The sequence below is a fragment of the Sorangiineae bacterium MSr12523 genome, from assembly GCA_037157775.1.
GTDB classification, from domain to species: Bacteria; Myxococcota_A; Polyangia; order Polyangiales; family Polyangiaceae; genus Pendulispora; species Pendulispora brunnea.
Genome location: CP089982.1, coordinates 6,969,450 through 6,995,243 on the forward strand (window position 1 = coordinate 6,969,450; position 25,794 = coordinate 6,995,243).

The window sequence follows — 25,794 nt, forward strand, 5'->3', positions numbered from 1 at the left end:
CCCAGCCATATCGGGCGGCCGATTCGAACATCATGCGGCATCGAACGATTTTGCATTCTTTGCCATCGACTCCCGTCCACGGCTCGTGCAATCGTCCGCACATGCGCACGTTAATCACGCTCGCCGTCGTGTGTGGTACCGCCGCGGCGTTCGCGGGTTGCGATTTCTCGACCTGGGCCGGTCCCGGCTCCGACATGAGCGTTCCTCCCAGGTCCGGCGGCGACCCTGCAGCGCCCGGTGCCCGTTTTGGCGCGTGGGTGAACAATGCCTGGGGCCCCGCCTCCACGCTCCTGCCGCTCAACAAGGAGCATCCGCCGCTGCAAGGCGTGCAAGCCTGCGTCGTCGAGTACCCCGCCCTTCCCTGCGCCATCAGCGATGCGTCGGGCCGCATCGACATCCACGGGATCCCCGTGTCCAAGCCCGTCCACATCTCGTTCCGTCTCGCCGGCTATTACGGCCTCCTTCTCCCGTTCGATCCGACGGCCGGCGATTTCGATCAGCCCGCGATCGAGATGCCGTCGCTCGGTCTGCAGGCCGCGCTCTATCGACAGCTGCTGATCTCCGAGAAACCCGGCACCGGCGGCATCAATGTCTTTGCCGTCGACAGCGCCGACCTGCGCCCCGGCGACGCGCCGGACCATTCAGAAGCCAACGGAAAGCGCGCCGGCGTGGGATTCAAGTACCGCCGCGTCTACGTCGACGCGAGCGGTGCCGAGACGTACGGAGAATGGAGCAACCCAGCGAGCTGGGCCCTCAGCCATCACAGTGTCGTCTACCTGAACGACGACGAATCGCCGGACCTGCTGGCCATGCACACCTCGGAAAGCGGTTTGGCGCTCGCCGTCAACCTCGAGCCCGGCCTTTACGAAGCGATCACCGACGACACCAATTTCACCAATGGCCTGCAAACCCTGTGGACCCGTTACCACTGGAACTGCGGCCCCATAAATCACGCGCCGAGCACCCCCGGAGCGCCGCGCATCGCCCGCACCCTCGTGCAACCCGGCCAGCTCTCCGACGTCCGCGTGGGCTGCGTCAGCGAATGATGCGGCCCGGCGGCGCGTGACGCCGGTCGGAGCGAACGTCTCGAGAGGAGGATACTCGATTCGAAAAAATGGATCATTCCCGCCGCCTGCCCCTTGCGACCGTCAATGGCGCCCATCCCCTAGGTCATCCTCAATGGCCTCTCTCTTGCTTATAGAGAGCGCGACGCAGCCCTCCGTAGGCTGTCCACGTGAGGGCAAAACTTGATGACGACGCGTTGGCTTTGGATGCCTTTTTTCGTCGAAATGATCGTCGGATGCGGTCGGAGTAAGGAAAAGCCCTATTCAACTCCGGCGTACGAACCTGGCCAGCCGTTCACGGTTTGTCCCATGCGGTTCGTCCCGAATCCTGGCACCACCGCCGATCCCTGGATGGACCTCGAGGCCGATGGCACCATTGTCATTCCTCGCGCCTCGGTCCCGCGCGACGCTATTCTGAAGATCAGCGGGGATACGGTCTTCAACACGGAGCCCGCGGGCACGGTGTTCGTTCATGTGGCGCCGGACGGATGCTTCGAGGGCGAATACGTCAATCCGGGATTTCGCTACATTGGAGACGAACTGGCAACACCCTTCGGAACACTCGGAATCACGGACACGGGAACCGTCACTCGGACAGCGGCAACTCGAGTCGGGACGCTCGGCCAGATAATCGGTGAACCCAACTGCATTCGCTCCGCCAAGCGCGCGGCACTGATGCTCGTCAGTTCGGAATTCGGACGCCCCGCGAAGTTCGAGTACTCACCTTAGCTGGGGCGTTGCCTAGTTCGGATATTTTCGGGCGCCCGCGGGCTCGCGCACACCGCGGGCGACGTTCGCGTGGAAGCTTACAAGCCGCTGACGGTCCCTTTTACTCTCTCGCCGGTGCGACCGGCAACGACCTCGAGGGAGTAATACCCTGCGGGCATGTTGTAACACATCCAATCTTGCTCCGGCGCCTCGGCGGGGAATCCCTGCCGACACACTTGAACGCCATCGCGAAAGAGGTACCAGTGAGCGATTTCGGGGCCTCCCCATGCATCGGCCCGAATCGTGATGGTGCCCGTTCTCGTAGTACGGAGTCGGGGCGTCGTGCACTGCGTGACGCCCGAACAAGACTGGGACGCTTGAATCTCGAAGTCACTGCCCGGATCTGCCGGGACGGCGCCTTCGTCATCGGTTTCCGATGCCATGGCCGCACTGTCGACAACGAGACCCGCAACCGCGATAACTGCAAGCGCGATGAACTTGTGATGGATACGATTCATTGAGAAGGAACCTCCATTGGCTCGCCGCACACGCCGCGAGCGACCGGTCCCTCAGCAGAACCCGTGCCGTACGTCATCCGAGAGCACGCGGAGCTTTCACGCTGCATGAACCACCGCCCAAAGAACGCCCATCTCCGGCACGAGGCGAACTCCACGGGTTACGCGGCGATCCATCCATGATCTCGCGCGGCACCCCACGATGCGCTGAGAGCGCACCCCCGGGCCCGTGGCATTCTCATTCTGGAACGGCATCCGCTTCGTGTTCGGCCTCCGGGTCGGACCAGGCGCGTACCCTCTTGGGCGGCCCGAGGTTTTTCGTGGGCCAAAGCTGAATGCGCCATTGATCGCCCGGCGTCGTCGAGCCGGGCCAACCATGAGCGACGAAGCCGCGCCCCGCGATTCGGACGGCGTACATTCCCGGGGGTGGTGTCTCGAGGACCTTCCCCTCGAGCGTCGGCGATTCGTAGTAAAGCCCGAAATCGTCTATCTTCAACGAAGCCTCGAACGCCTCTTGCCATTGCTCGAGATCCGTGGGCGGCTCGGAGGACCAACGTTCGATGCGCAATGGCATTTTGAAGTTGTTCTGGTGTGGCGACAAAACGATGAGGATATTCTTTCCTTGAGCAATCCCATCGCCATTGATCGCGCGATCGAGAACGGCAAGGTCGTCCTCGCCCTCCGTGTAGCCCGTCTTCAAATAGAACTGCCCGTAGTCCAACGCCACGACCGCCTCTTGCACATGAACGACGTGCGGCCTGCCGTCGATCGGCTGCTTCTGACACGACGGGCGTTGCGAGCACCCAAAGAGAGCCAACGTCAGGGCAACGGAGCGGCTGTTCATGCACCGCCATGCTACACAACCCAAAGCACCGTTTTCGTTCCTCGTCATGGCCAGCCGCGGTAGGGCCACGCCACGGCCGCTTGCCTCGACGACGTCCGAGGTTCATCGGTTCGCCGCGACGTCGCGTGGGGCGATTTCTTCGCGGTAGTCGTTGCCAAAATGGGTGCGCACGTAATTGGCGACGGCGGCGACTTGTTCATCGCGGAGGGATGGTGCGAGCGGCGGCATCGCTCCTCGTCCGCGCAGAATCATGAAGATGACGTACTCTTTGGCGCGCAGCCGCTCGTTGTGCGCGAGGGCGGGATAGGCTCCTGCCCCCACGGCGCCGCGCCCGTCGGCCATGTGGCAGCCTTGGCAAATGGCACGAAAAAGAGCTTCGCCTTCGACTTGAGGGAATTTCGCGGGCGGAAAATCGGTGTGTGACGCATGGGATTTCGTCGAGCGGATGGAAACGAAGGCACCCGCGGCGACGACCGCCAACGCGACGACGATGCCCCACGTCCGGGCACGTGAACGGTTCATCGTGCAACGATCCTTTGGTGCAGTCTCGAAATGGCATCGAGGGACGACAAAATGGCGCCTTCCTGCCAAGCCGGGAGGTACGAGAGGTGCTCGCCTGCGAGGAGGATGCGTCCGTCGATTTGACAGAGGTTTTGGTAGTGCGCCTCACGGTTTACTTCGGTCCAGTCGCCGCTGCAGCCGAGCGCCCAGGGCACGCGGTGCCACGCCACGGAGACGCCCGTGTCGAATTCGGTGCGGTATTGCGGGTGGATTCGAGCGCCCGCCTCCAAGGCCTGCTGAATGCGTTCTTCTGGCGAGAGTCCACTCGTCTCGTAGGCTTGGCGGCCCCATACGTAGGCGCCCAAAAGAATACCCTTGCCCGAGCTGGCGAATCCCGTGCTCGGATAGCCGATCTGCTGATTGGGTAAATCCGTGTAGCTGATGCCGCCGTAAATTTGTTCGTCCTGTTCCCAGAACCGCCGTTTGAATTGGAGGCCGGTCTTGACCGAGGCCCCGTACGGTACCGCACCGATGCCCCGGCTCATCTCGGCACTTACGTTCATGTCGATTTGGCTCAAAATGGATAACGGAATGGTGCACAAGCACCAATCGGCCTTGGCCGTGGCAGGCGGGGCGCCTTTCGCCGTGGTATCTTCGTACGCCACGACAACCCCGTTTGCATCCTGCTTGATGGCGGTAACCTTTGCATTGAATCGAACCACCTCGTTTAGCTCGCGGCCAAAGGCCTGAGCAAGCCGATCCATTCCTCCCACCGGCTGAAACATGGGTGACTGGAATTCGAAATTGTCGCTCCCCAGAAAGCGCCACAATTCGGACTGCAACAACTGAGAAAGAGATACCGGCGATCCCGATACAACGGGTTTGCCGTGAATGCCACCGCCAGGTGGGGACTTGAAGCCGCGTCGCTCGCTGCTGTCGAATCCCTCGACGTATCGAAACTCCTCGTCGAGAGCTCCCCGTGCGCGGAGCGCCTCCAAGAGCTTCTCCTGATCTTCCTTGGTGACCAGCTCGTCGAGTTTTCCTCGTCGGGTCACCTTGGCGAGAAGTTCGGCCACGGCTCCGTGGTAATCGGAGTAAACCTCGCGAAATCGTTGCGGCTTGCCCTCGAACGCGCTGCGCTGGTGCAAATAGGCATTGTAGTTGACATTGATGAAAGGCTCGAGGGCGACGCCGAAGCGACCGCAATAATCGAGCATCCCCCGGTGGTGGTATGGGATGCGCCATGGGCCGGGATTGAAATACTGACCTTGTTCGAAGGCTACCCGTTGCGTGTCACCACCGAGCTCCGTGTAGACGTCGCCGCCGCGCAAGGTCCACGAACGGCCGCCCACGCGGTCCCGGTATTCGAGGATTTGCACCTTGTATCCGGCTCTGCGCAGTTCGAACGCCGCGACCAACCCGGCGAGGCCTGCGCCCAGGATGAGCACCGAAACGCCTTGCGGGGCTCCGTCCAGTTGCACGGGGCCCCGGTACGTCGAGGCGGGGGCGAGCCCCAAGCTGGCCGCCGCGGTGTACATGATGCTGCTTCCGGCGGAGGCGCCGATCATGGCGAGAAGGTTTCGCCGGCTCAATGCTGCTATGGAACCCTTTGCCATTCGTTGCCTCGGCGGGAGGCGCATGCCCCCAGCGTGCCGTACGATAAATCGCCATCGCAATGGCAACAAGAGCGCTCGTTCGGGAAGGCTGCGTCCGGTGGGTGGCCCGCCCGGCGCGACATGACACGATGAGCCAATTCATGGGCGCAGCGCGAGGCACGTCGATGGCGCGCTGCCGTTGCTACGATGAGCGCATACAGGAATATACTGTACGCAGAGTGGAGGCTCATCGAGTCCTCGAAGCTTGAGCGAGCTCACCAATGGCAACCAAGAAGAACACGGACGATCTCGAGGCGACCCGGGACGGAGAACGACGAAACCCTCCCGGCGCTCTCGCGGCGACGTGCACCGCGACGAACAGCTGGCGGGTCGTAGGGAACGAACGCGAGAATACGCTCCCGTCGGCGGGGGGAACCCAGCCCGTGGAATGGGCACCGGGTTGGAGACTCGGCGGCATCGACGGTCGGCGATTCGAGCTGATTGAGCGATTGGGTGGCGGCGGCATGTCGGTCGTCTTTCTCGCGCGCGATACGGTTCTCGACCGGACGGTGGCCATCAAATTTCTTACGAGCACGACGCTTGGCATGAATGAGGCGCGCGATCGCGCGCTGCTCGAGGCGCAAGCCTGCGCGCGGCTCAATCACGAGAACATCGTGCGGTTGTTCGATATCGGCGTCGACAACGGAATGCCATTTCTGGTCATGGAGCACTTGGAGGGCCGATCGCTCGACGCCATCGTGCAGGACGAGGGGGTGGACGCACAGCGCGCTGTCCGAATCATGATCGACGTCGCAAAAGGCCTTTCGCAAGCCCAGCGCGCGGGCATCGTGCACCGCGATCTGAAGCCCAGCAACGTGTTCGTCACCAAGGCCGGAACGGTGAAGATTCTCGACTTTGGTGTGGCGACGATCCTTGCGCGGACCCACGCCATCCAAGGCTCGTCGGGGACGCCGCTGTACATGTCGCCGGAACAGTGGAATGGAGACGTCCAAGACGCGCGCTCCGACATCTGGGCCGCGGGGGTCATGCTGTATCATTTACTCAGCGGCCTTTTCCCCTTTCCGGGTGAAAACGTTGCCGCGCTGCGCGAGGCCATCGTCTCGCCCGATCCCGCCCCCTCGCTGCGTCATGCACGGCCCGATCTCCCCGAGGAGGCGGAGGAGATCACACAACGCGCACTGAAGAAGAACCTCGCCGAGCGTTACGGTACCCCGGAGGAGTTGCTCGACGCACTCGTGGCTCTCCAGGTTGCGCTCACCCACTCCATCCGTGCGCGCGGCGCAGCGAACGAGCACCGCGCGCAATCCAAGCCCGAACGGCGCCAGACGACGGTCTTGTCATGCTCTCTCTACGATGTACCGGTGCTCTCGGATGAAATGCGATTCGACGATATCGGCGAATTGTTCGACGATTTTGCCGAAATTTGCGCCACCGTCGTGACGGAGCTCGAAGGGACCGTCCTGTCGTGTTTCAGTCCGCGTGTGGTGGCGTGCTTCGGTTATCCAATTGCCCACGAGGACAACGCCCAGCGCGCGCTGCGTGCAGCTTCGTTGATTGTCGAAGCGATCCGGCGCCGAACACACGAAGATGGCTCGGCTCATGCCGCGCGCATCGGAATCAGCACGAGCTTCGCAAGGACGCGTCGTACGGAGGGGCGCGCCGCATCGCCCATCCTCCATGGTGATGCGCCACTCGTCGCGCAATGGCTCGAACAGCGTGCCGGACAGAACGAGATCCTCATCGAGCATGTCACGCATCTTTTGGTGCGCGGTACATTCCACCTCGAGCCGCTGGGGGAAGCCGTGCCCGATGGGGCAACACGGGCCATACGCACGTACCGGGTGCTCCGGCCCAAGGACGCGTCGTCGCGCTTCGATCCTGCCGCCGGTGGTGCGCTCACCGCGTTCGTCGGCCGCGAACGCGAGCTGGAGGAGCTGCGCGGACTCTGGGAATCGACCAAGGCAGGCAAGAGTCAATTCGCGCTGGTCGTCGGGGAAGCCGGTATTGGCAAGTCGAGGTTGATCGAGGAACACCTTGCCAGGATCGAGGGCGACGCGCGCATGATTCTGCGTTGCCAGTGCTGGCCGTATTTTCAAAATAGCGCATTCCAGCCGATCGTCGAATGCGTCGTCCGTTGGCTCGGCGTGCGCGACGAGGCTCCGGCGTCGGAGAAACTCGACCTCCTCGAGACGTCCTTTGCTGCGGTAGACCTATCGTTGGCCGAGCATGTGCCGCCCCTCGCGGCGCTGCTCGGAATCCCGACGGACGATTACTACGCACCGCCTTCGTCGAGTCCCGTATTGCTCAAGCAGCAAATCCTCGAGGGGGTCGTGGCCGTTCTTGGACATCTGGCGAAACGCCAAGCCATGATTCTCGTGGTGGAAGATGCGCACTGGAGCGATGGTTCGACGCTCGATCTGCTCGATCGATTGTTGGCCGATATGGTCGCGACGAGGCTTTTGGTCATCGTGTCGGCCCGCACGGAGTTCCGATCGCCCTGGGCGCAACGTTCGCACATGAAGCGACTCACGCTGCAGAGGCTCTCGCCCAACCAAAGCACCACCATGATTTCGTTCGCGAGCCAGGGGCGCTATTTGCCCGATCCCATCGTGGAGCAGCTCGTGCACCGGACGGACGGTGTGCCGCTTTTCATCGAGGAACTCACCTACAAGGTTGCCGACGCGATCCAGGACGCCGAACGGCACGGGACCGTGTTCGAGCTCGATTCGTTGGCGTCCAATCGAATTCCCGCGACCCTCGATGCCCTTTTGAGTGCGCGCCTCGACGCGCTCCCGCAAGAGGGCCAGGACGTCGCGCATCTCATCGCCGTTCTCGGCCGCGATGCGACGTACGATCTCATCGCCAAGACGTCGGAGCTCGGCGAGGTGGCGCTGCGTGCCGGGTTGATGCAGCTGGTGGAGGCTGGCCTGTTGCACCAGCAAGGGCTGGGTCCGGACGTGCGATATGCCTTCAAGCACGCATTGGTGAAGGACGCGGTCTATCAATCCCTTTTGAAGACCAAGCGCGCACACCTCCATCGGCGCGCGGCCAACGCACTGCTCGAGCATTTTCCAGGTGTCGCTCTGCAGCAGCCGGAGCTCGTTGCCGAGCATTGCAAGGAGGCGGGCCTTCACGAGGAGGCCGTGACCTACTTCGAAAAGGCTGCGCAGCGCGCGGACCAGCGTGCGGCCATCGACGATGCGGCGGCGCACTTCGACCGTGCGCGCGCCGAGCTGCGGATGCTTCCGGAAAGCCCAGCGCGCGAGCGGCGCGAGATTGCCATGCAGCTCGCACGCGCCACCGGGCTCATGGCCCGCGGAGCGATTGCGTTGGGCGCGCTCGACCCCGAGCTCGTGGCGCGCGCCGAGCGGTCCGACGATCCGGTGCTCATGGTGCACGCGCACAACGCAATTGGATTTGCCGCATTGATGGCGGGCGATCTCGTTTTGTGCCGCAAGCACGCCACGGCGGCCCTCGCGCTCTGCGATGCGCGGGAGCATGAGATGCTCGAGCAGCGCCATAGCGGCATGGTTCCCAGCGTCTTCAGCGGAGTCCAGCTCGTTTGGGCATGCGGACTTCTTGCCGATGGCAATCGAGCCGTGGAATACGGGCGCAATGCCGTTCAGTGTGCACGGCGCAATCGCCATCCGTACAGCGAAGCGGTTGCCATGGTCCATCTGGCCTGCTGGCACAATTATCGCGGCGAATTCGACGAGGGCCGTCGTTTGGCCGATGAAACGGCGCTCATTTCCAAAGAGGACGGGTTCGCGCTGCCGCTGGCAATGGCCAAAGTCGTACGCGGTTGGTCTCGAAGGAGCGCGGGCGACCGCGGGGGCTCTCGAGAGGTCGCCGAGGGCGTGGCCGACCGATTCAAGGTGAGCTCGAGGCTCGCTATTTTGTTTGCCGTACTCGCGTGCATCCAATTGGAGGATGCCGAGTTCGACGACGCCTTGCGAACGATCGATCATGCGATGGTCCTGGTCGAGACCCGAAGCGAGTTGCTTTTCGAGGCGGAGCTCCTGCGAATCCGCGGTGAAATCCTGCTCGGATCGAGCGGGGATAGTGCGCTCGCGTTCGAATATTTCGACCGCGGCCTCGAGGTCGCGCGGCGGCAACAGGCGAAGGCTTGGGAGCTGCGCCTCGCATGTGGCTACGCGCGCCTATTGGCAAAGCTCGGTCGTCCGGATGATGCGCGCGCGCGCCTCGCGCCCGTCGTCGCGCAGTTCACCGAGGGGCCGGACACCCTCGACCTGCAACGCGCCCGCGCGCTCCTCGGCGACCTGCCATGAAGAACGAGGACCTCCGGCTACAGCTGATTCGATGGATTGCGGAGGACGATGCGACGGCCCAACGTCTCGCGGCGAATGGCTCGTTGTTCGACGGTTACCATCCCGAGATGGAGGCCATCCATCGCGAGAATGCGACGCGGCTTGCGAACGCCGTCGCGGAGTATGGCTGGCCTGGGCGCGCGTTGGTTGGCGAGGATGGAGCGGAGGCTGCTTGGCGCATTGCCCAGCACGCGATTTCCGAGCCAGCGCTCATGCGTGCCTGGCTGCGCATGATCGAAGATGCCGCGGAGCAGGGCGACGTTCGCCGAATGCATGTCGCCATGCTGGTGGACCGGATACGTGTCTACGAAGGGCGACCCCAGCTCTATGGGACGAATTATGACTGGTCCGAAGATGGTTCGTGCATGACGCCCATGATCGGAATCGAGAATCCAGAATGTCTCGATGAGCGGCGACGGGAGATGGGGCTGCCACCCATGGAGTGGCGCCGTCCCCCTCCGCCCGGCGCGTCACGACCTCGCGATCTCGCGGTCAGAGCCCACGAAATGGCTCAATGGGCCAAGCGCGTGGGCTGGCGGCCGTAGAGTTGGTGGCAAATGGGGTTTCGTTCCAGCGGCATGATGGCTTAGCCACATGACATCTAAATGCAGCCCCGCGCGCCCGATCGAATCGATCGCGATGCGACGATCGCGTCGATCACCGTGCGACGCTGCCGCAATCGTTGAGCTTCGTCGTTTGGAGCTTCAATTTCTTGCTGGTAAAGATGGCTCATACGAACGCGCCATTCATTGAAATCTGAATAGACCACTGAGCGCCCACCATTGACTCCATGATCGAATCGATCGCCCGATATCGAACGATCGGCCGGAATGACGCGGCGCACCGGGTCATTTTACGATGCTGACGCAAGGTTGGCCTTGAAGCATCCGTTTGCAACGCGTACCAATGACATCGTTACTGGTTATCCAAATTCGGACGCAGGGAACTCTCTCACGAAAGGCACCCGCGATGATAGAGACGACGAATCGAAGGCACCCCACTCTCATCAACATCATGTCCACATGGGGAATCGTCATCACCCTCGGAATGGCGAGCTGCACCCAGGCCAGCCCCGACGAGCGCACGAACCTCGCATCGGAAAAACTGGCCCCCAACGCAACGGTATTCTCCGACGACTTCGACGGTCCCGCCGGCAGCGGTGTCGATACCAGCAAATGGACTTTGGAAACGGGCGACAACAGTGGAAACAACCACGAGCGTCAATATTATACCTCCGGAACGCACAACGCGGCGCTCGACGGAAATGGCAATTTGGTCATCACTGCGCGCAAGGACAATCCTGGCAATTACCAATGCTGGTACGGCACGTGTCAATACACGTCGGCGCGCATGAACACGGCCTCGACGTTCACGCAACAGTACGGCCATTTCGAGACGCGCATGAAGATTCCAGGCGGACAAGGCATATGGCCTGCCTTCTGGCTTTTGGGCAACGACATCGGATCGGGCTGGCCCGGGTGCGGGGAACTCGACATCATGGAGAACATCGGCCGCGAGGCGAGCACCGTCCACGGCACCATTCACGGGCCGGGATACTCCGGCGCCGGTGGTATAGGTGCAGCTTACACGCTTCCCAATGGCCAGCGTTTTTCCGACGATTTCCACGTGTTCGCCGTCGACTGGTCACCGAACGAGATCAAATGGTCGGTCGATGGAAACGTCTACCAAACTCGGACCCCCGCGGATCTGAATGGCAATCGATGGGTGTTCGACCATCCTTTTTTCATCATCGTGAATCTCGCGGTCGGAGGCGATTGGCCGGGGGATCCGGATGGAAGCACACCTTTCCCAGGGCAGTTGGTGATCGACTACGTACACGTCACGACGAGCAATTGACCTCGTCGTCGAATTCGCACTAGCCTTCGTACTTTCTGTCGAGAAGATTGGGACCGTCGCACGGCTCCCAATCTTCGACGGATTTCCTTTACTTCTCGCACCGGCCGCCGACCGTGCGCCGAACACGCTGGGAATGTCATTCGTCTTCGGGTTCTTCGCGGCGATGGCGATTCTGGCCTTCGCCTTCATCGCATGGCGCGCGCCCGAAACGACGGGCAAGTCGCCGGAAGAAATCCGAATCTCCTGGCGACGGGTTAGATTTTGGCATCGCTCTCCTTGACCACGTGGTAGTGCCGGCGCGCTTTGGCGCGGTTCCCGCAGTCACGCATGCTGCACCAGCGCCGGCGCCCCGCTGGGGAGCGATCGAGAAAGAGCCAGCCGCAGCCGGAGCCGTCGCAAAACCTGATCGCCGCGCGCGGCGCCGATGCCAGCAGATCCACGGCCTGGCTCAGGATCGCATGAAGCACCCGGTCGCAGACGGAGGTGCCGTCGCTCCAGCCCCAGACCACGGCGCCGCGGTCTGCCCGCAAGCATTGCCGGCGGCGGCAAGCGCGCAGCGTGCGATCGGTCGCGACGAGCGCGTTCTCCGGGATCGCGCTTCCGGTCGCCGCGGCGTTGAACAGAGAATACAGATGCTCACGCGCCGCTCGCAGCCGCGCCGGCGCGCGCGATTCGGAGCGAAGTCGCCGCGGCCAACGCGAGTCTAGGGTCGCGGACAGGCCGCTGGATTCCAGCCAGAGCGCCACATCGTCGTGGGTCAGCAGCAGCTCGCGCGCTCGTTCCGGGTCGTGCCGGTTGGCCACCGTGTTGATGAAGTCGAGCGCGAGGTGTCCGCCAACGAAGTCGAACGTGGGTGAGGTCTCCGACATGCCGCCGATGGATTTGCACGGCCGCGCGACTGCGTCTACTCTAACCACATGAACCGCTTTCTTGGGGTTATGCGTGCCACGCTGGCGACGGCGCTGATCGTGTGCGGCCTGCTATCGGGATCGGTCGCCATGGCGCAGCCTGCGGCGGTCAACCAAGCCGTCGCGCTGGGCGCGTCGGTGGTGCCCTTGAATGGGCCCTGGAAATTCCACACGGGCGACGATCCCCGATGGGCCGATCCGAGCTTCGACGACTCCGGTTGGGAAAGCGTCGACCTCACACCGGCGCCGGGCGCGCACGACGGGGATGTGGGGCTATTGGGGTACGTGCCTGGATGGCTTGCACGAGGGCACCCCAATTATTGGGGATATGCCTGGTACCGTATTCGCATATCGGTGACAGCGCCGGCAGAATACCAACTTGCGCTGACGGGCCCCTTGTTGGTCGACGATGCGTATCAAGTCTTCCTCGACGGCCGGCTGCTCGGTGCCTCGAGCCCACTTTCGGGGCCGAAGCCCGCCGTTTACAGCGTTCAACCGAGCCTATTTCCTTTACCGCCGCTGCATACCCGTGAGGGAGGATCGGCGCTCTTGGCATTTCGCGTGTGGATGGGCGAGGACACCATGCGCAGCTTGGACGACACCGGCGGGATTCACATCGCACCCGCGATCGGGGAGTTGGCCGGCGCCGAAGCGCAGCACCGCTTGCAGTGGTGGGACTTCTTCACCGGCTACGTGGCCGACGCGCTGGAGCCCCTCCTGCTCGTCGCGGTGGCGGCGGTGTCGCTCGTCGTGTTCGCCTTCGAGCGAACGAACCGCGCGTATTTATGGCTGAGCGCGGCCCTGGTGGGGAATGGGCTCCTGCGCCTTCATCAAGTCCTCTTCTTTTGGACGCACTGGGAGAACAGCGACACCGTCGAGCTCCTGCGCAATGTCATGCTGGCCCCCTTGGTGTTGGCCGCCTGGGTCATGACGTGGCGGGAGTGGTTCGACGTGCGCCGGCCCCCATGGATTCCGCGTGCGGCCGCCGCGCTCGCGGCGATCCTCGCGGCATCGCAGGCGGCAGGCCCCTCGATGTCGATCGCCCAAACCGGGGCGCGCTGCGTGTTCCTCGCGCTCATCGTCTACATCACGTACGCCGGGATCCGCCGCATGGGACGGCGCGCGTGGCCCCTGCTCCCCGCGGTGCTCATCGGCCTCGTGGCGCAGTTCGCCAACGAGTGGAACGCGCTCCACGTGCCCGGTATTTGGTTTCCTTTCGGGGTGGGGGTGTCGCGCACCCAATTCGCGCTCGCGGGATTGATCGTGGTGCTCACGGCCTTGCTGTTCGGCCGTCTCCTTTCGATCGCGCGCGCCTATCGAATCGACGACTTGGCGTCACGTACGAGCAGATCGACGAGCGCGCGCACCTGAGGCGGCAAATAACGCGATGACAGATAGAGCGCGTAGATTTTCCTCGTCGTCGGGACCGCGCCGGGGAGGACCTCGCGCAGCGCTCCGGCCGCCGCGTCGTCGCGCGCGAGGTAGTCGGGCAGCTCCGCGATGCCGAGCCCTCCAAGCGCCGCCTCACGCGCTGCGAGAATGCTGTCGGTGGCAAACACGACCCGACCGCGTCGCGGTATGCTCGCCCCGCCGCTATACGTGATCACGGAGTGCGAAGCGAGATCGTCGAGCGTCTTCGGCGTGCGGGCGACGCGCAAGTATGCAGGGCTGGCGTAGAGACCGCGTCGATCTTCGGTGAGCGGGCACGCGACGAACTCCGCGGGCAGCGTCGAGAGAATGCGTACCGCCACATCAATGCGCTCGATCACCATGTCCACGAGGCGATCCTCGCACTTGAGCTGCACATCGAGCGCCGGGTGCTTGCGTGCGAGCGCGACGAGCAAGGGCGCTACCTTCACCGAGCCGTAGACCATCGGCGCCGATACCCGGAGCGTCCCGCGTACGATGTCGTCGCGTGACGACATCTCACGCTCGAGCCCCTCGAAGTCCGAGATCAATTGGCGCCCGCGCGCGACGTACATCTCACCGGCGTCCGTGAACGACACGCGGCGTGTCGTCCGCTGGAGCAAGCGAACTCCGAGGCGCGACTCGACTCGGGTCACGGCCTTGCTGACCGCGGAGGGCGTCAGTCCAAGACGCGCGCCGGCGGCCGTGAACGAACCGCTATCGGCGATCGCGACGAGCAACTGAAGTCCGTGCGTCGCGTCCGCGACGTCGATCGACCTCCCATCCTTGGGCATCGCACGAGTGTACCGGAGGCACGCTGATTCGTGAATCGCATTCACAATACCATCGACCCCGCACACGGTTGTCGCGTGCTCGCGCCGGGCCCATCCTACGACCCGTCTCGCCGTTCGGGTGGGTCGCGGGATCTCTCAATTCACTATATAGCCACGCACCAAGATTACACAACCAACGAAGGAATATCATGAGCTGTTATCGCGCCTTCTCGTCCGCTCTGGCCCTGGCCGCACTTTCGGCGTGCGGTTCATCCGAGAGCGCGCAGCCTTCTGCTGCCCAAACGATTGACCCTCAGAACCCGAAGCCGACGATCGTGCTCGCGCACGGCGCGTTCGCCGATGCGTCGAGTTGGAGTGGCGTGATAGAGCGCCTCGAGCAGCGCGGTTATCCTGTGATTGCGCCACCCAACCCGCTACGGGGCCCGGACTCCGATGCTGCTGCGCTCGCGAGCGTACTCAAGACGATCAATGGGCCGATCGTCCTCGCCGGTCACTCGTACGGCGGTATCGTGATTTCGCAGGCCGCCCAGGACAACCCGGCGGTAAAGGCACTCGTTTACATTGCGGCGTTCATGCCCGATACGGGCGAGAGTGTCGTCACGATTACGGGCAAGTTCGCTCCAACCAAGTTCGGTCCGGCGGTTCTTCGCGCGGTGCCGTATGCACTTTCGTGCGGGGCCGGCAATGGATCCGACACCTACCTCAAGTCCGAAGCGTTTCACGATGTATTTGCGCCGGACGTACCCGAAAGCACCGCCCGCGTGATGGCCGCAACCCAAAGGCCCATCGAAGGCGCGGCGATTCCAGCGAACTTCACGGGCACCCCGGCCTGGAAGACCATTCCATCGTGGGCGCTCGTGTCTCGTTTGGACCAAATGATCTCGCCGGACGCCGAGCGATTCATGGCCCAGCGTGCGAAGTCTCATATCGTGGAGGTGGACGCTTCACACGCCGTCGCCGTGTCGCAGCCGGACGCCGTCGCGAACCTGATCGTGGACGCCGCGCACAGCGTTCATGTCGAATGAGAACGACAATTGGTAACAAGAACTGACAGAAACGGAGAACGAAGATGAAGCGCAGCGCCAATGCAGTATGGGAAGGCAGCATCAAGGAAGGCAAGGGAAAGTTCGGAATCGCCAGTGGCGCGATTGCGGAAACGCCATACAGTTTCAAAACCCGCTTCGAGGGAACGCCGGGGGCGAACCCGGAGGAGCTCATCGCGGCTGCCCACGCGAGCTGCTTCAGCATGGCACTGGGGGCTCAGCTTGGGGAGCGCGGCATCACGCCGGAGTCGATCGAGACGATTTGCGACGTCACCTTCGAGAACAAGTCGCTGACGAAAAGCGCGCTCACGACGAAGGTCACGGCGCGTGGCGCCGACAAGGCGAAGATCGAGGAGGCTGCTGCGGCTGCCAAAGCGGGATGCCCGATCTCGAAGGTCCTCGAGCTCGAGATCGCCCTCGATCTGAAAATCGTGAATTGAGCCGTCGCAGCGCAACATGAGAAACGCAGGGAGGACGATATCGTCCTCCCGCCACGCGTGGCGCGATATGTCCAATGCGTGCGCATGGCGAAGGGATTTCCTGATCACGGCGAAGGTTGGGCGCGCACGCGGTATACTGACGGCCTTCCCTATGCCATCTCTTCCTTCTTTCTGGTCTCCGGTCGTCCTCGCGTGCATCGCGACGGGCGCGCTCTGGTCGTGTGGCTCGAACGATGCGTCTCCTAGCCGGACCGACGGCGGCGTGCCCGATGCTGCGGTTCGCGACGCGTCCCCGCAAGACGCAGGTATCGATGCCCCCACGGTCCCAAAAGAGCTGACCGTCGTCACGCTGGCACCGGCCCATGGCGACGCCAATGTCTCCGTACAAGATCCTATTCAGGTCACGTTTTCCGAGGCGGTCCAAATTGGAGCGACGCCCCTTACGCTCACGAAGCCAGACGGCACGCTCATTCCGACGACGGCCGCGCTCTCGTCCGATCGACGCACGGTGACCCTCTCGCTCCTCGATGCACAAAAGGCCCCCGCGGAGGTGGTCGCCCACTTCGCCGATATTTCGACGCTGGACGGAAGGCCGCTTGTCTCGAAGCCAGATTGGAGCTGGAAGCTACCGGCGTGGGTATCGGTGGGGACGAATGTCGTGGATCGATTCGACCTCTATGACGAATGTTCGGTGGTCGCGGGACCAGGTCGGCAGATTACCTTCGTGGCCCGCGAGTGGAACATCCGTCGGGACCAGCCCGGGTTCGTCTCGACGACCGACACGCTGCATGGGGCGTGGAAGCAATTGGGTGGCCCGCTTACCCCTGTCACCTATTATCCGCGCATCGCACTCGATGCGAAGAACAACCTCGTAGCGCTCTCGATTTACGAGAACGTCCTTCACGTTCAGCGCTGGTCGGGGGCGAAATGGGACGACCTCGGCGGGCCTATTCCCGACGCCGACGGATTGTGGGAGAACTCGCCCATTGCCGTCGATTCCAGGGGCAAGATCTTCATGGCCTACTCGCATCGAGTTGGAGGCCAAGCCAGCGTGAATGAGTTGCTGGTCCGCTCCTTCGACGGCACGACGTGGTCGCCCGTCGGCGGGCCGGTGAGCAGCGCGCAATCGGACACACCATTTTATCCTAATTTGGTTTTGGACCCGACGGGGATTCCGTACGTCCGATATCACGATTCCGAGGAACACATCGTCAAGTGGACGGGCTCCGCGTGGGCGCCCGTCGGGTCTCATTTGGCCCCGACGGGCGGGACGGCGCTCGGCTTGACGATGGCCTTCGACGATGGGGGCCGGTTGTTCGCGATTGGCAATTTTTCGGATGGAACGACGCGCGTCATTCGGTTCGACGGCTCGGACTGGGTGCCCGTCGGCAACTCGCTGGGTACCAAGATTACCTCGGCATCCTTGGTCGCAGGTCGCAGCGGGCACCTCTTTTCGATCGTCTACGACGATATCGACAATGCCACGTTCCGAGTGGCAGACATCACCCAGGCCGGATGGACCAAGATTGACGGGGCCATCACCGACTTTGGGACATCGCTCGCCGTCGATCCGGACAACGTTCCCGTGGTGCTTACCCCCAAATTGGGAGTGCTTCGCCTCAATCGGTGAATGCCCGCGCAGCCAGGGCCTCCCGCGAAAATCAGCGCCATAGGCATCTCCGCGCTTGGCGAAGTCCATCGACGCGGCCTTGCCGATGCCATTCGTTGCCCCAGTTACCAGAAATACTTTTCCTTCGAGGTCCTGCGCCATGGTTGCTCCATGGTCGGCCTAAGCTCGACAACAGCGTTGCCGAGCGGCAACTCTCACGACACCGGAGATCTTGCACCTCGTCGGGCCATCACGTGACGGCGTGCATTACAGGGCGCTTCCCCCATTCTTCGCGCCGCGTCGTAAAAGTCGAATTCGAGCTCGACCAAAAACTGCACGAGGGAAATGTGCTCCTGGAGTTGGACGTGGAACCGGCCACGATCCATCGCTGAGCCACGGTCGCGATTGTGGGGGAGTGCCCCGATCCATGGCGCGTTGACATCTTATTTCGACTGCGCGCGGATCTGATTGGGCATGTGCAAATTCCTCTTGCTATGAGGGAATGTCTCATATCAGGGTATTCGCTCGCGCACCCGCTTGCGTGTGCTTTGATTTACCTCGAAAAAAGCCAAGACGTGCTCTTTGCACATCGGGGCCTACTCTTTGCTGGGTGCGCGGGCTGAATCAAATGAGATATCAAAATTAATTGGCGCGATCCGTACAATCACAATCACGAATGGATGATTGCATGACATTTGCAATGCCATCAATCGCCCAGCAGCGGTTCTGGGCGATGCATCAGACGCGTCTGCACGCGGGAAGCCTGGCCACACCTTTGGTCGTGGAGCTGCGCGGGCCGCTCGACCGCAAAAGCCTCGAGCGCGCGGTGCACGCGTTGGTAATCCGCCACGAGATGCTCCGCGTCCTGTTCGAAAGCAGCAACGGCTTGCCACGCCGGTGCGGGCCGGAGTGTGTGCGGGTCGAGCTGGAGCTCGCGGATGGCGCGAATCGATCGCGCGATGCCGTCGAGGCCTGGGTGCGCGATACGATAAGCCGGCCGCTCCGCCTCGACCGAGCACCGATTCTGCGCGCAGCGCTGCTCCAGCTGCGGGACGACGAGCACCTGTTGGTGCTCGTGTCGCACCGGGCGGTGGTGGATGCCCGGTCGATGCGGCTCCTGTTCGATGACTTGACCACGAACTATGCAGCGTTCGTGTGCGGCGAACGACCCATATTCGCCGAGCCGGCCATTTCGGAAAGTCGTCCGGGTGATGAAGCCATGCACGATCTTGGCCCTCGCTTGACCGAGCTTTTGGGCGCCAACTACGCGGTTGCGCCGCCGGCGGACTTCCCACTGCCGTCCGACGATGCCGCTCGCCGATGCCGATCGTTTCCACTGAATCGCGATCAGCTCATGGGTCTCGCGGACCTGTTCATCGAGGATGGGCCCGTTCAGGTCGTGCTGATGGCGGCCTATGCCCAGGTGCTCGCCCGGTTCTCCGGCGATTACGATCTGACCCTGGCGCGCCCCCATCGCCGCCAAGGCTCCGTGGGGCCGTTCGAGAGCTCGGCGGTGCTGCGTGTCAACATGACCGACAATCCGCCGTTCCGGCAACTAGTGCGGAGGCTGCAGACGAGCACGGCCCGGCCTCATGTGCCGGTCGAAGCCCTGCTGGTCGAGCTCCGCCCGCTGGATACCCTGGAGGATGGCCCGATCGCCCGCGCGGCCTTCGACTTCGCGGACGCGCACCCGTCACCCGTCGAGCGCGCGGGATTATGCATGACGGTGCGCGACATCGCGCAATCGTGTGCGGAGTATCCGTTCGTACTGCGCCTGCGGCCCCGAGGTACGGGGCACGTGGTGGATCTGGACTATCGCGCCCACTCGTTCAGCGCCCAACTCATCGATTCATTCTTGGATGCATATCGCGCGCTGCTCGTGCGCATTGCGGAATATCCCGATGGCCGGGTCCAAGACGTGCCTCTGTTGCCTCTGCGGCACACATTCCCATCGGTGACTCCGGCGGCTCGGAAGTACCCGTCCGTCTGCGAGCTCGTTGACCGCGCGATCGCGGCCGCACCGAACGCGCCGGCGTTGGTCAAAGGAGAGCGCTCGTGGTCGTACGGCGATCTCGCCCGGCTGGCCGGCGAGACAGCCGAGAAGTTGCGATCGCTCGGGCATCGGCCTGGGGAAACGGTGGCCATCTGCCCCACCGCACGCGGCTTCGAGCTGTACGCCGCCTTGCTCGGCGCGTGGCAGGCCGGCGGGATCATCATGATGGTCAACTCCGCCTTGCCGCCGGCGCAGCGAACATCGATGCTGGAGCGTGCAAGGGCCAGGACCCTGCTGATCGCCGGCGACGAGCTGCCGTCGTGGTGGTCTGCGGTGCCGACGGCCAATGTGGTCGTGCTCGCGCCGGACCGTGGTTGGTCGATCCTGCGTGAGAAGCGCAGCCCAGCGCTCCCCTTGTCGCAGGAGCCGGCCGCATATGTCTTCTTCACCTCTGGGACCACCGGGACCCCCAAGGCGCTACTCGGCCGGCACGATAGCCTTTCGCATTTCGTCTTGTGGCAACGGGACGAATTCGCCGTCGAGCGGGGCGACCAATGCGCGCAGCTCACCAGCCTGTTCACCGACGCCGTGCTGCGCGACATCTTCACCCCGTTGATCAGCGGCGCCTGCCTGCACGTGCCTCCCGGGCGCGCGCTTTACTCCGACGAACCCGCGATGCTCGGCTGGCTGGGCCGCTCGCGCGTGACCTTCGCGCACACCATGCCGTCGCTGTCCAGCCTCTGGCTAGGGCGCCGCGCCGACGACGTTCACGCCACCTTGAACGATCTACGCCTGCTCTTCTTCTCCGGCGAGCCGCTGACCGGCGCACTCGTCGAGCGCTGGCACGCCATGGCCCCGCACGCCGAGCTGGTCAACCTGTATGGCACCAGTGAGTGCACGATGATTCAGGCGTTTCACCGCGTGCAGCGCAACGCCAGGGAGCTGCTCCAACCGGCGGGGAAAGGGATACCCGACGCGGACATCTTCGCGCTGACGCCGAGCGGAACGCCGTGCGGTCCGGGGGAGGTCGGTCAGGTGCATATTCGAACGCCCTACGCGACACTCGATTATGCGGGCCGCATCTTTCGCACCGAAGATCGCGCGCGCGTTCGCCGGGACGGGTCCCTCGAGGTGTTCGGGCGCGCCGAAGGCCGGGCGCGCATCCGCGGGATCGACGTCGACCTCGAGCAGGTAAGTGCGCTGCTTGCTCGTCAGGCCGGCGTCCGGACATCCGCGGTCATGCGACTCGCGGACGGCGCCGGCGACGCTCACCTGGTGGCCTTCGTCGTCCTCGATGCCCCGACCAGCGCCCACGAACTTCGCTGCCAGCTATCGAAGCTACTTCCCGCCGCCGCAGTGCCCAGCCACGTCGTGTTCCTGCACCAATTGCCCGTCACTGCAGTTGGAAAGCTGGACCGCCATCAACTTAAGAAAGAAAACTCCCATGTCCTCAGCAATCCTACTCCATCGTGACCTCACCGAAGTCGACTCCGAAATCGCCGCCGAGCTCGCGGGCGAAGCACGCCGCCAGCGAACGACGCTCGCCATGATCGCATCCGAGAACTACACGGCCGCCGCCGTGATGCAGGCTCAGGGCTCGCTGTTCATGAACAAGCTCGCAGAAGGTTACGCAGGGCGGCGCTATTGCGACGGGTGTCAGCATATTGATGCGATCGAAAATCTGGCCGTGCAGCGCGCGAAGGCATTGTTTGGCGCCGAGCACGCGAATGTGCAGCCGCACTCCGGCGCCCAGGCCAACGCCGCGGCCTACGACGCGCTGCTCGATGCGGGAGACACCATCCTCGCCATGGATCTCGCGCACGGGGGACACCTCACCCACGGCATGCGCCTGAATTTTCTGGCCAAGTGTTATCGCTTCGTCAATTACCACGTGCGCCGCGGGGACTCGCGGGTGGACATGGCGGAGGTCGCCCAGCTCGCCCGCCAACATCGCCCCAAGCTGATTGTCGCCGGTTGGTCGGCCTATCCGCGCCATCTCGACTTCGAGGCCTTCCGAGAAATCGCTGACGAGGTGGGCGCTTATCTGCTGGTGGACATGGCGCACTTCGCCGGCCTGGTCGCGGCCGGCCTGCACCCGAACCCCGTCCCGTGGTCCGACGTGGTCACGACGACCACGCACAAGACCCTCGGAGGTCCGCGCGGCGGTATGATCCTGTGCAAGCAAAAGTTCGCCAACAAAATCGATACTGGCGTCTTTCCCGGTCAGCAGGCGGCCCCGCTGGCGCACACCATCACCGCGAAGGCGGTTGCGCTCAAGATCGCGGGCAGCGAAGCATTCCGCGATGCGCAGCGCCGCACGGTCGAGGGCGCGCGCATCATCGCCGAGCGACTGATGCGGCCCGATCTCGTGGCGGGCGGGGTCAAGATCCTCAGCGGTGGCACCGATGTTCACCTGTTGCTGGTCGACCTGCGCGAGGCCGGTACCACCGGGAAGAAGGCCGAAGAGCGGCTCGGCGAAATCGGCATTTCGGTAAATCGCAACGCGGTGCCGTTCGATCCGCGGCCGCCGATGGTCACCTCCGGTCTGCGCATTGGCACCGCGGCGCTGGCCACCCGCGGATTCGTAACCCGGGACTTCCAGGCCGTCGCCGACGTGATTTCTGAAGCGTTGCTGTCGCCCGACGATGCCGATTCCGTGCCGGGGCTACGAAGCCGAGTGGCGGCCCTTGCCGACGCGCATCCGATCTACGGACAGGAGATCAAGGACCTTCCGCGGGCGAACTTCTTCGAGTCGCGCAATACATGATATTGAAGGATGATGTCCGAAACGAGCGGCGCACGCAGACGATGGCGACCGCTGCGCGCGCCCCTTCACGTCACGGCGTAGAACTGCACTCGATGTTGCCGTCGTTGTTGATCAGGTTGGTCGTGCAGCGGCCGTACCACACCTTCGGACCGCTCCACGTATTGTCTCGCTTCAGACATGCATTCGCCCGGGCGAAGGTAGCCGTGCTGCCGGTCACTTCGGCATAGGGATACGCGCACGTTTGGTAGAACGAGAGAGCGACCATCGCCTGAACGTCATCCCCTTGGTTCGAGCCCTCGCTGGACGGGGGCTCGCTCGTCGACGCTCCCGCGTTGCTCGCAATACCTGCCACGATCCCAGCGAATGCCATCACGCCAACCACTGCGCCGAGTTTCTTCATAGATGTCATGAACGATGTCTCCTCCACGATTCGACAAAAGCGGGCTTTCCCGGCGGTCTCCACCGGCGCCTTACGCCTCGTCTTCGAGAGACAATACGAATGCCCAAGAGCTTTATTTGTTGGAATCGCCGCCGCGAAGCAATTTGTCGGCAAGCCGCGCCGTGGCGCGATGTGATCGGACGGGCAGCCGCGCTCGGTGGATTCAATCTTCGGTCTCCAAGCGAGCAGTGGGAATATGCGCATCACAGGATGAGATATGCGCGTTCCCGCCACGAATTTCCATTTTGCATTCGCGCGAACGCACGCGTCGCGCCTAGGTTGATTTCATGCTCCGAACCGCTGGCTGCTGGTCCATCGCTGCCGTCGTCGTCGTCCCCGCGTTGGCCTGTCAGTCCGCGCCGTCCGAATCGGACGATGCGCGCCAGATGGATGCGCGCCAGCGAGCCTTTCACCAGGCGGCAACCGAGTTCGGCGTCCCCGAGAGCGTGCTGCTCGGTGTATCCTACATGGAATCGCGGTGGGACACGAACGGCGGTCAGCCGAGTCGAGGTGCGGGCTACGGGCCGATGCACCTCACCGATGTCGGTTCGGTCCCGGGCCGACGCACACGCATGTGCGGCGCCGGCGCCGACGATGCGCGCGGCGATGATTCGCGGACGATGTCTCGGGTCGAGCGCCATGCCGACAATGTTCCGGCGTCGTTGCGTACGCTCACGCGGGCTGCCGCGCTGACCGGCGTGGACGAAGGAACGCTGCGCACCGACCCGGAGCAAAACGTTCGCGGCGGTGCCGCGCTGCTGGCCGAATACCAGCGGGAGCTGGCTGCTGCGGGGAAGGTTCGCGCGGCCAGCGCCGACGCGGCGGACTGGTACGGTGCGGTGGCTCGCTACAGCGGCGCGGTGGATACGGGCGCGGCGCGCCAGTTTGCCGATGGCGTCTTCGGCATCCTCGCGGAAGGCACCCGCCGCGTTACCGACGATGGCCAGAGCATGGAGCTCTCGGCCCAAACTGGCATTCGGCCGCAGAGGACCCAAATCGACGTTCTCGGTTTGCGCCCCTCGCCCCAGGGCGACGTGGAGTGCCCGCCGGACCTCGATTGCGAATGGATTCCTGCGCCCTATCAGGAGCTCGGCGGAGGCAAATTCGGGAATCACGATTTGTCCGACCGGCCGAACACGCAGCGAATTACGCATATCGTCATTCACGACGTCGAAGGCTATTACTCGACGGCGGTGAGCGACGAAATTCTCGACCCGAATGGCGTCAGTTGGCATTACACGATTCGCTCCAACGACGGGCACGTCGCGCAGCACGTGAAGACCAAGGACGTGGGGTGGCACGCTGGCAATTGGTACTTGAATGCCAAATCGATTGGCATCGAGCACGAAGGATTCGCCGCACAAGGCACTTGGTACACCGAAGCGATGTACCGCAGCTCGGTGAAGCTCGTGCGCTACCTTGCTGCCCGCTACGGTGTGCCGCTCGATCGCGCGCACATTCTTGGCCATGACAATGTGCAAGGGCCGATCCCCGATGCCGTGAGCGGCATGCATTGGGATACGGGGCCCTATTGGGATTGGGCGCACTACTTCGAATTGCTCGGTTCACCGTTCCGCGCCACGGGGCGTCGGGGCTCGGGCCTGGTCACGATGCGTCCGGATTATGCGCACAATCGGCCGCCGTTCTTCGGCTGCGACGACGATCATCCCGCGGATCCGTGTCCGGCGCGTGCTTCGTCCTCGGTGATCCTGCACAGCGAACCACGCGCCGACGCACCGCTGCTCGACGACGTGGGGCTCCATCCGCCGGACGGAAAGACGTCCATGGTGGTGTACGACATTGGAAGCCGCGCCTCGACGGGCCAGCAATATGCCGTTGCGGAGCGGCGCGGGGATTGGACGGCCATCTGGTACCTCGGACAAAAAGGCTGGTTCTACGATCCGGCGAGCGCGCCCAGCGCTCTTCCGGCCAGTGGCGTGCTCGTCACCCCGAAGGCGGGGAAAGCGTCGATTCCCATTTACGGACGCGCGTATCCAGAGGCGGAGGCTTTTCCCGCACGCGTGCCCGTGCAGGCCATCGTCCCGCTGCAGTACACCATGCCCGCGGGTCAAAAGTACTCGCTGGGCCATCTGCCTGCCACGGAGTACCTGTGGGCAGGGACGTTCGATCCGGCGGAACACGTCGTGGTGCGAGGCCAGACGTCGTATTACCAAATTCAATTTGGGCATCGCATCGCGTACGTCATGGCGAACGATGTCGACCTGCTGCCCGCGCTCTAAGCGCCTCCTGCCCTAGCCTGACCAAATCCGCATTGAGCAGTGTATCCGTATCGATCCCGTTGATCGCCTGGTCAAGTAATGCCGCCGCGATCTCACCCACGTCGATTTTGGGAAGACCGATAAAGCTGCGGCCGATCGTCTGCACGGCCTTCATCACGACTCCCGTGCGGCCCGGTTCGTCGATCAGCCCAGGCTTTGCGATACATGCTTCCACCGCACCTCGAGACACTTTTGCATGCTCGAGGACGTGGGACTCGACTTCTCCGCGCAGCAGACAGTAGTCGCCCAACACCCACGGTTTCTTGCGCGGATCGCGCTCGGCGTTTGCGCCGCTGACGTAGAGAAAGCGGAAGGACTTGCTCGCCGGATCACGTGGTAGCTGCGCGATCGTTTCGAGCCCCGTGACCGTATAATCGAGGCAGATGCTCCGCACCTCCTGCCACGGCATCTTCTTCACTTCGGACGGCGTCAGGCCAATGAGCCAGATGCAGGCGTCGGCCCCCGCCAAGTCTCGCTTCACGCTCTCCGAGTAGCTCCGGAAGTCCTCGCATACGACGGACGTGAGCTTCGTTGTGTCCGCGCCGGATCCAGCCCCCTGCGGTACGGCCGTCACTCGGCGCGCGAGCGCCGCGATGGACGTGACCGCGGGATGGACAAGGGCTTGCCGCATAACCTCGGTGCCGACGAAGCCGGTCGAGCCGGCCACGATGAGCTTCATCTA

Annotated in this window: 21 protein-coding genes; 12 read left to right on the forward strand and 9 right to left on the reverse strand. The window is 63.5% G+C overall.

From position 1 onward, the window contains the following. Positions 1-101 precede the first annotated feature (101 nt). Positions 102-1,046: a hypothetical protein gene (locus LZC95_26995; GenBank protein ID WXA90095.1), complete on the forward strand. Its 945-nt coding sequence runs from the start codon at positions 102-104 to the stop codon at positions 1,044-1,046. A 327-nt stretch (positions 1,047-1,373) separates the two neighbouring features. After that, positions 1,374-1,793, forward strand: a complete 420-nt coding sequence (locus tag LZC95_27000; GenBank protein ID WXA90096.1) for a hypothetical protein — start codon at positions 1,374-1,376, stop codon at positions 1,791-1,793. A gap of 77 nt (positions 1,794-1,870) precedes the next feature. Here the strand turns inward: LZC95_27000 and LZC95_27005 are convergent, their stop codons facing one another. The 4 genes from LZC95_27005 to LZC95_27020 all read right to left on the reverse strand — a co-directional run bounded on the left by LZC95_27005 (position 1,871) and on the right by LZC95_27020 (position 5,200). After that, positions 1,871-2,290, reverse strand: a complete 420-nt coding sequence (locus LZC95_27005) for a hypothetical protein (protein WXA90097.1) — start codon at positions 2,288-2,290, stop codon at positions 1,871-1,873. 235 nt (positions 2,291-2,525) lie between these two features. Next, the gene (locus tag LZC95_27010; protein ID WXA90098.1) at positions 2,526-3,131 is read right to left on the reverse strand and encodes a hypothetical protein; all 606 of its coding nucleotides are present in this window, start codon (positions 3,129-3,131) and stop codon (positions 2,526-2,528) included. Between the two features lie 102 nt (positions 3,132-3,233). Then, complete coding sequence (locus tag LZC95_27015) at positions 3,234-3,653, reverse strand: cytochrome c (GenBank protein ID WXA90099.1); 420 nt, start codon at positions 3,651-3,653, stop codon at positions 3,234-3,236. After that, the gene (locus LZC95_27020) at positions 3,650-5,200 is read right to left on the reverse strand and encodes a flavin monoamine oxidase family protein (GenBank protein ID WXA90100.1); all 1,551 of its coding nucleotides are present in this window, start codon (positions 5,198-5,200) and stop codon (positions 3,650-3,652) included. The genes LZC95_27015 and LZC95_27020 overlap by 4 nt, the downstream gene beginning before the upstream one ends. A gap of 308 nt (positions 5,201-5,508) precedes the next feature. On the opposite strand from LZC95_27020, the gene LZC95_27025 reads away from it, so the two are divergent. Both LZC95_27025 and LZC95_27030 read left to right on the forward strand, forming a co-directional pair. Continuing rightward, the gene (locus LZC95_27025; GenBank protein ID WXA90101.1) at positions 5,509-9,537 is read left to right on the forward strand and encodes a protein kinase; all 4,029 of its coding nucleotides are present in this window, start codon (positions 5,509-5,511) and stop codon (positions 9,535-9,537) included. Further along, entirely contained in the window at positions 9,534-10,121 is a 588-nt protein-coding gene (locus tag LZC95_27030; GenBank protein ID WXA90102.1) for a hypothetical protein, read from the forward strand. The genes LZC95_27025 and LZC95_27030 overlap by 4 nt, the downstream gene beginning before the upstream one ends. Positions 10,122-10,177: 56 nt before the next feature. Here LZC95_27030 and LZC95_27035 read toward each other — a convergent pair whose 3' ends face one another. Next, entirely contained in the window at positions 10,178-10,420 is a 243-nt protein-coding gene (locus LZC95_27035; GenBank protein ID WXA90103.1) for a hypothetical protein, read from the reverse strand. A gap of 170 nt (positions 10,421-10,590) precedes the next feature. Here LZC95_27035 and LZC95_27040 point away from each other — a divergent pair, with 170 nt between their 5' ends. Continuing rightward, positions 10,591-11,433: a glycoside hydrolase family 16 protein gene (locus tag LZC95_27040; GenBank protein ID WXA90104.1), complete on the forward strand. Its 843-nt coding sequence runs from the start codon at positions 10,591-10,593 to the stop codon at positions 11,431-11,433. A gap of 254 nt (positions 11,434-11,687) precedes the next feature. Here LZC95_27040 and LZC95_27045 read toward each other — a convergent pair whose 3' ends face one another. Next, positions 11,688-12,302, reverse strand: a complete 615-nt coding sequence (locus tag LZC95_27045; GenBank protein WXA90105.1) for a CGNR zinc finger domain-containing protein — start codon at positions 12,300-12,302, stop codon at positions 11,688-11,690. 48 nt (positions 12,303-12,350) lie between these two features. Between LZC95_27045 and LZC95_27050 the strand changes: the two genes are divergently transcribed. After that, complete coding sequence (locus LZC95_27050) at positions 12,351-13,712, forward strand: hypothetical protein (GenBank protein ID WXA90106.1); 1,362 nt, start codon at positions 12,351-12,353, stop codon at positions 13,710-13,712. Here the strand turns inward: LZC95_27050 and LZC95_27055 are convergent. Next, a complete protein-coding gene (locus LZC95_27055; GenBank protein ID WXA90107.1) occupies positions 13,655-14,542 on the reverse strand; it encodes a LysR family transcriptional regulator in 888 nt (295 codons plus the stop codon). The two genes, LZC95_27050 and LZC95_27055, sit on opposite strands and share 58 nt — an antisense overlap. Before the next feature lie 188 nt (positions 14,543-14,730). On the opposite strand from LZC95_27055, the gene LZC95_27060 reads away from it, so the two are divergent. The 5 genes from LZC95_27060 (at position 14,731) to LZC95_27080 (ending at position 22,394) form a co-directional block, all read left to right on the forward strand. Further along, the gene (locus LZC95_27060; GenBank protein ID WXA90108.1) at positions 14,731-15,567 is read left to right on the forward strand and encodes an alpha/beta hydrolase; all 837 of its coding nucleotides are present in this window, start codon (positions 14,731-14,733) and stop codon (positions 15,565-15,567) included. Positions 15,568-15,611: 44 nt separating this feature from the next. Further along, entirely contained in the window at positions 15,612-16,025 is a 414-nt protein-coding gene (locus LZC95_27065) for an OsmC family peroxiredoxin (GenBank protein WXA90109.1), read from the forward strand. Positions 16,026-16,176: 151 nt separating this feature from the next. Further along, positions 16,177-17,655, forward strand: a complete 1,479-nt coding sequence (locus LZC95_27070; GenBank protein WXA90110.1) for an Ig-like domain-containing protein — start codon at positions 16,177-16,179, stop codon at positions 17,653-17,655. 667 nt (positions 17,656-18,322) lie between these two features. Continuing rightward, a complete protein-coding gene (locus LZC95_27075; protein WXA90111.1) occupies positions 18,323-21,100 on the forward strand; it encodes an AMP-binding protein in 2,778 nt (925 codons plus the stop codon). After that, positions 21,072-22,394, forward strand: coding sequence for a serine hydroxymethyltransferase (locus LZC95_27080; GenBank protein ID WXB00230.1), 1,323 nt, complete (start codon positions 21,072-21,074; stop codon positions 22,392-22,394). Before LZC95_27075 ends, LZC95_27080 begins: the two co-directional genes overlap by 29 nt. A gap of 70 nt (positions 22,395-22,464) precedes the next feature. On the opposite strand, the gene LZC95_27085 is transcribed toward LZC95_27080, so the two are convergent. After that, on the reverse strand, positions 22,465-22,803 hold the full coding sequence (locus tag LZC95_27085) for a hypothetical protein (GenBank protein WXA90112.1): 339 nt from the start codon (positions 22,801-22,803) through the stop codon (positions 22,465-22,467). A gap of 317 nt (positions 22,804-23,120) precedes the next feature. Here LZC95_27085 and LZC95_27090 point away from each other — a divergent pair, with 317 nt between their 5' ends. After that, entirely contained in the window at positions 23,121-25,073 is a 1,953-nt protein-coding gene (locus tag LZC95_27090; GenBank protein ID WXA90113.1) for an N-acetylmuramoyl-L-alanine amidase, read from the forward strand. Here the strand turns inward: LZC95_27090 and LZC95_27095 are convergent. After that, a complete protein-coding gene (locus tag LZC95_27095) occupies positions 25,036-25,791 on the reverse strand; it encodes a hypothetical protein (protein ID WXA90114.1) in 756 nt (251 codons plus the stop codon). The genes LZC95_27090 and LZC95_27095 overlap by 38 nt on opposite strands. Positions 25,792-25,794: the final 3 nt, after the last annotated feature.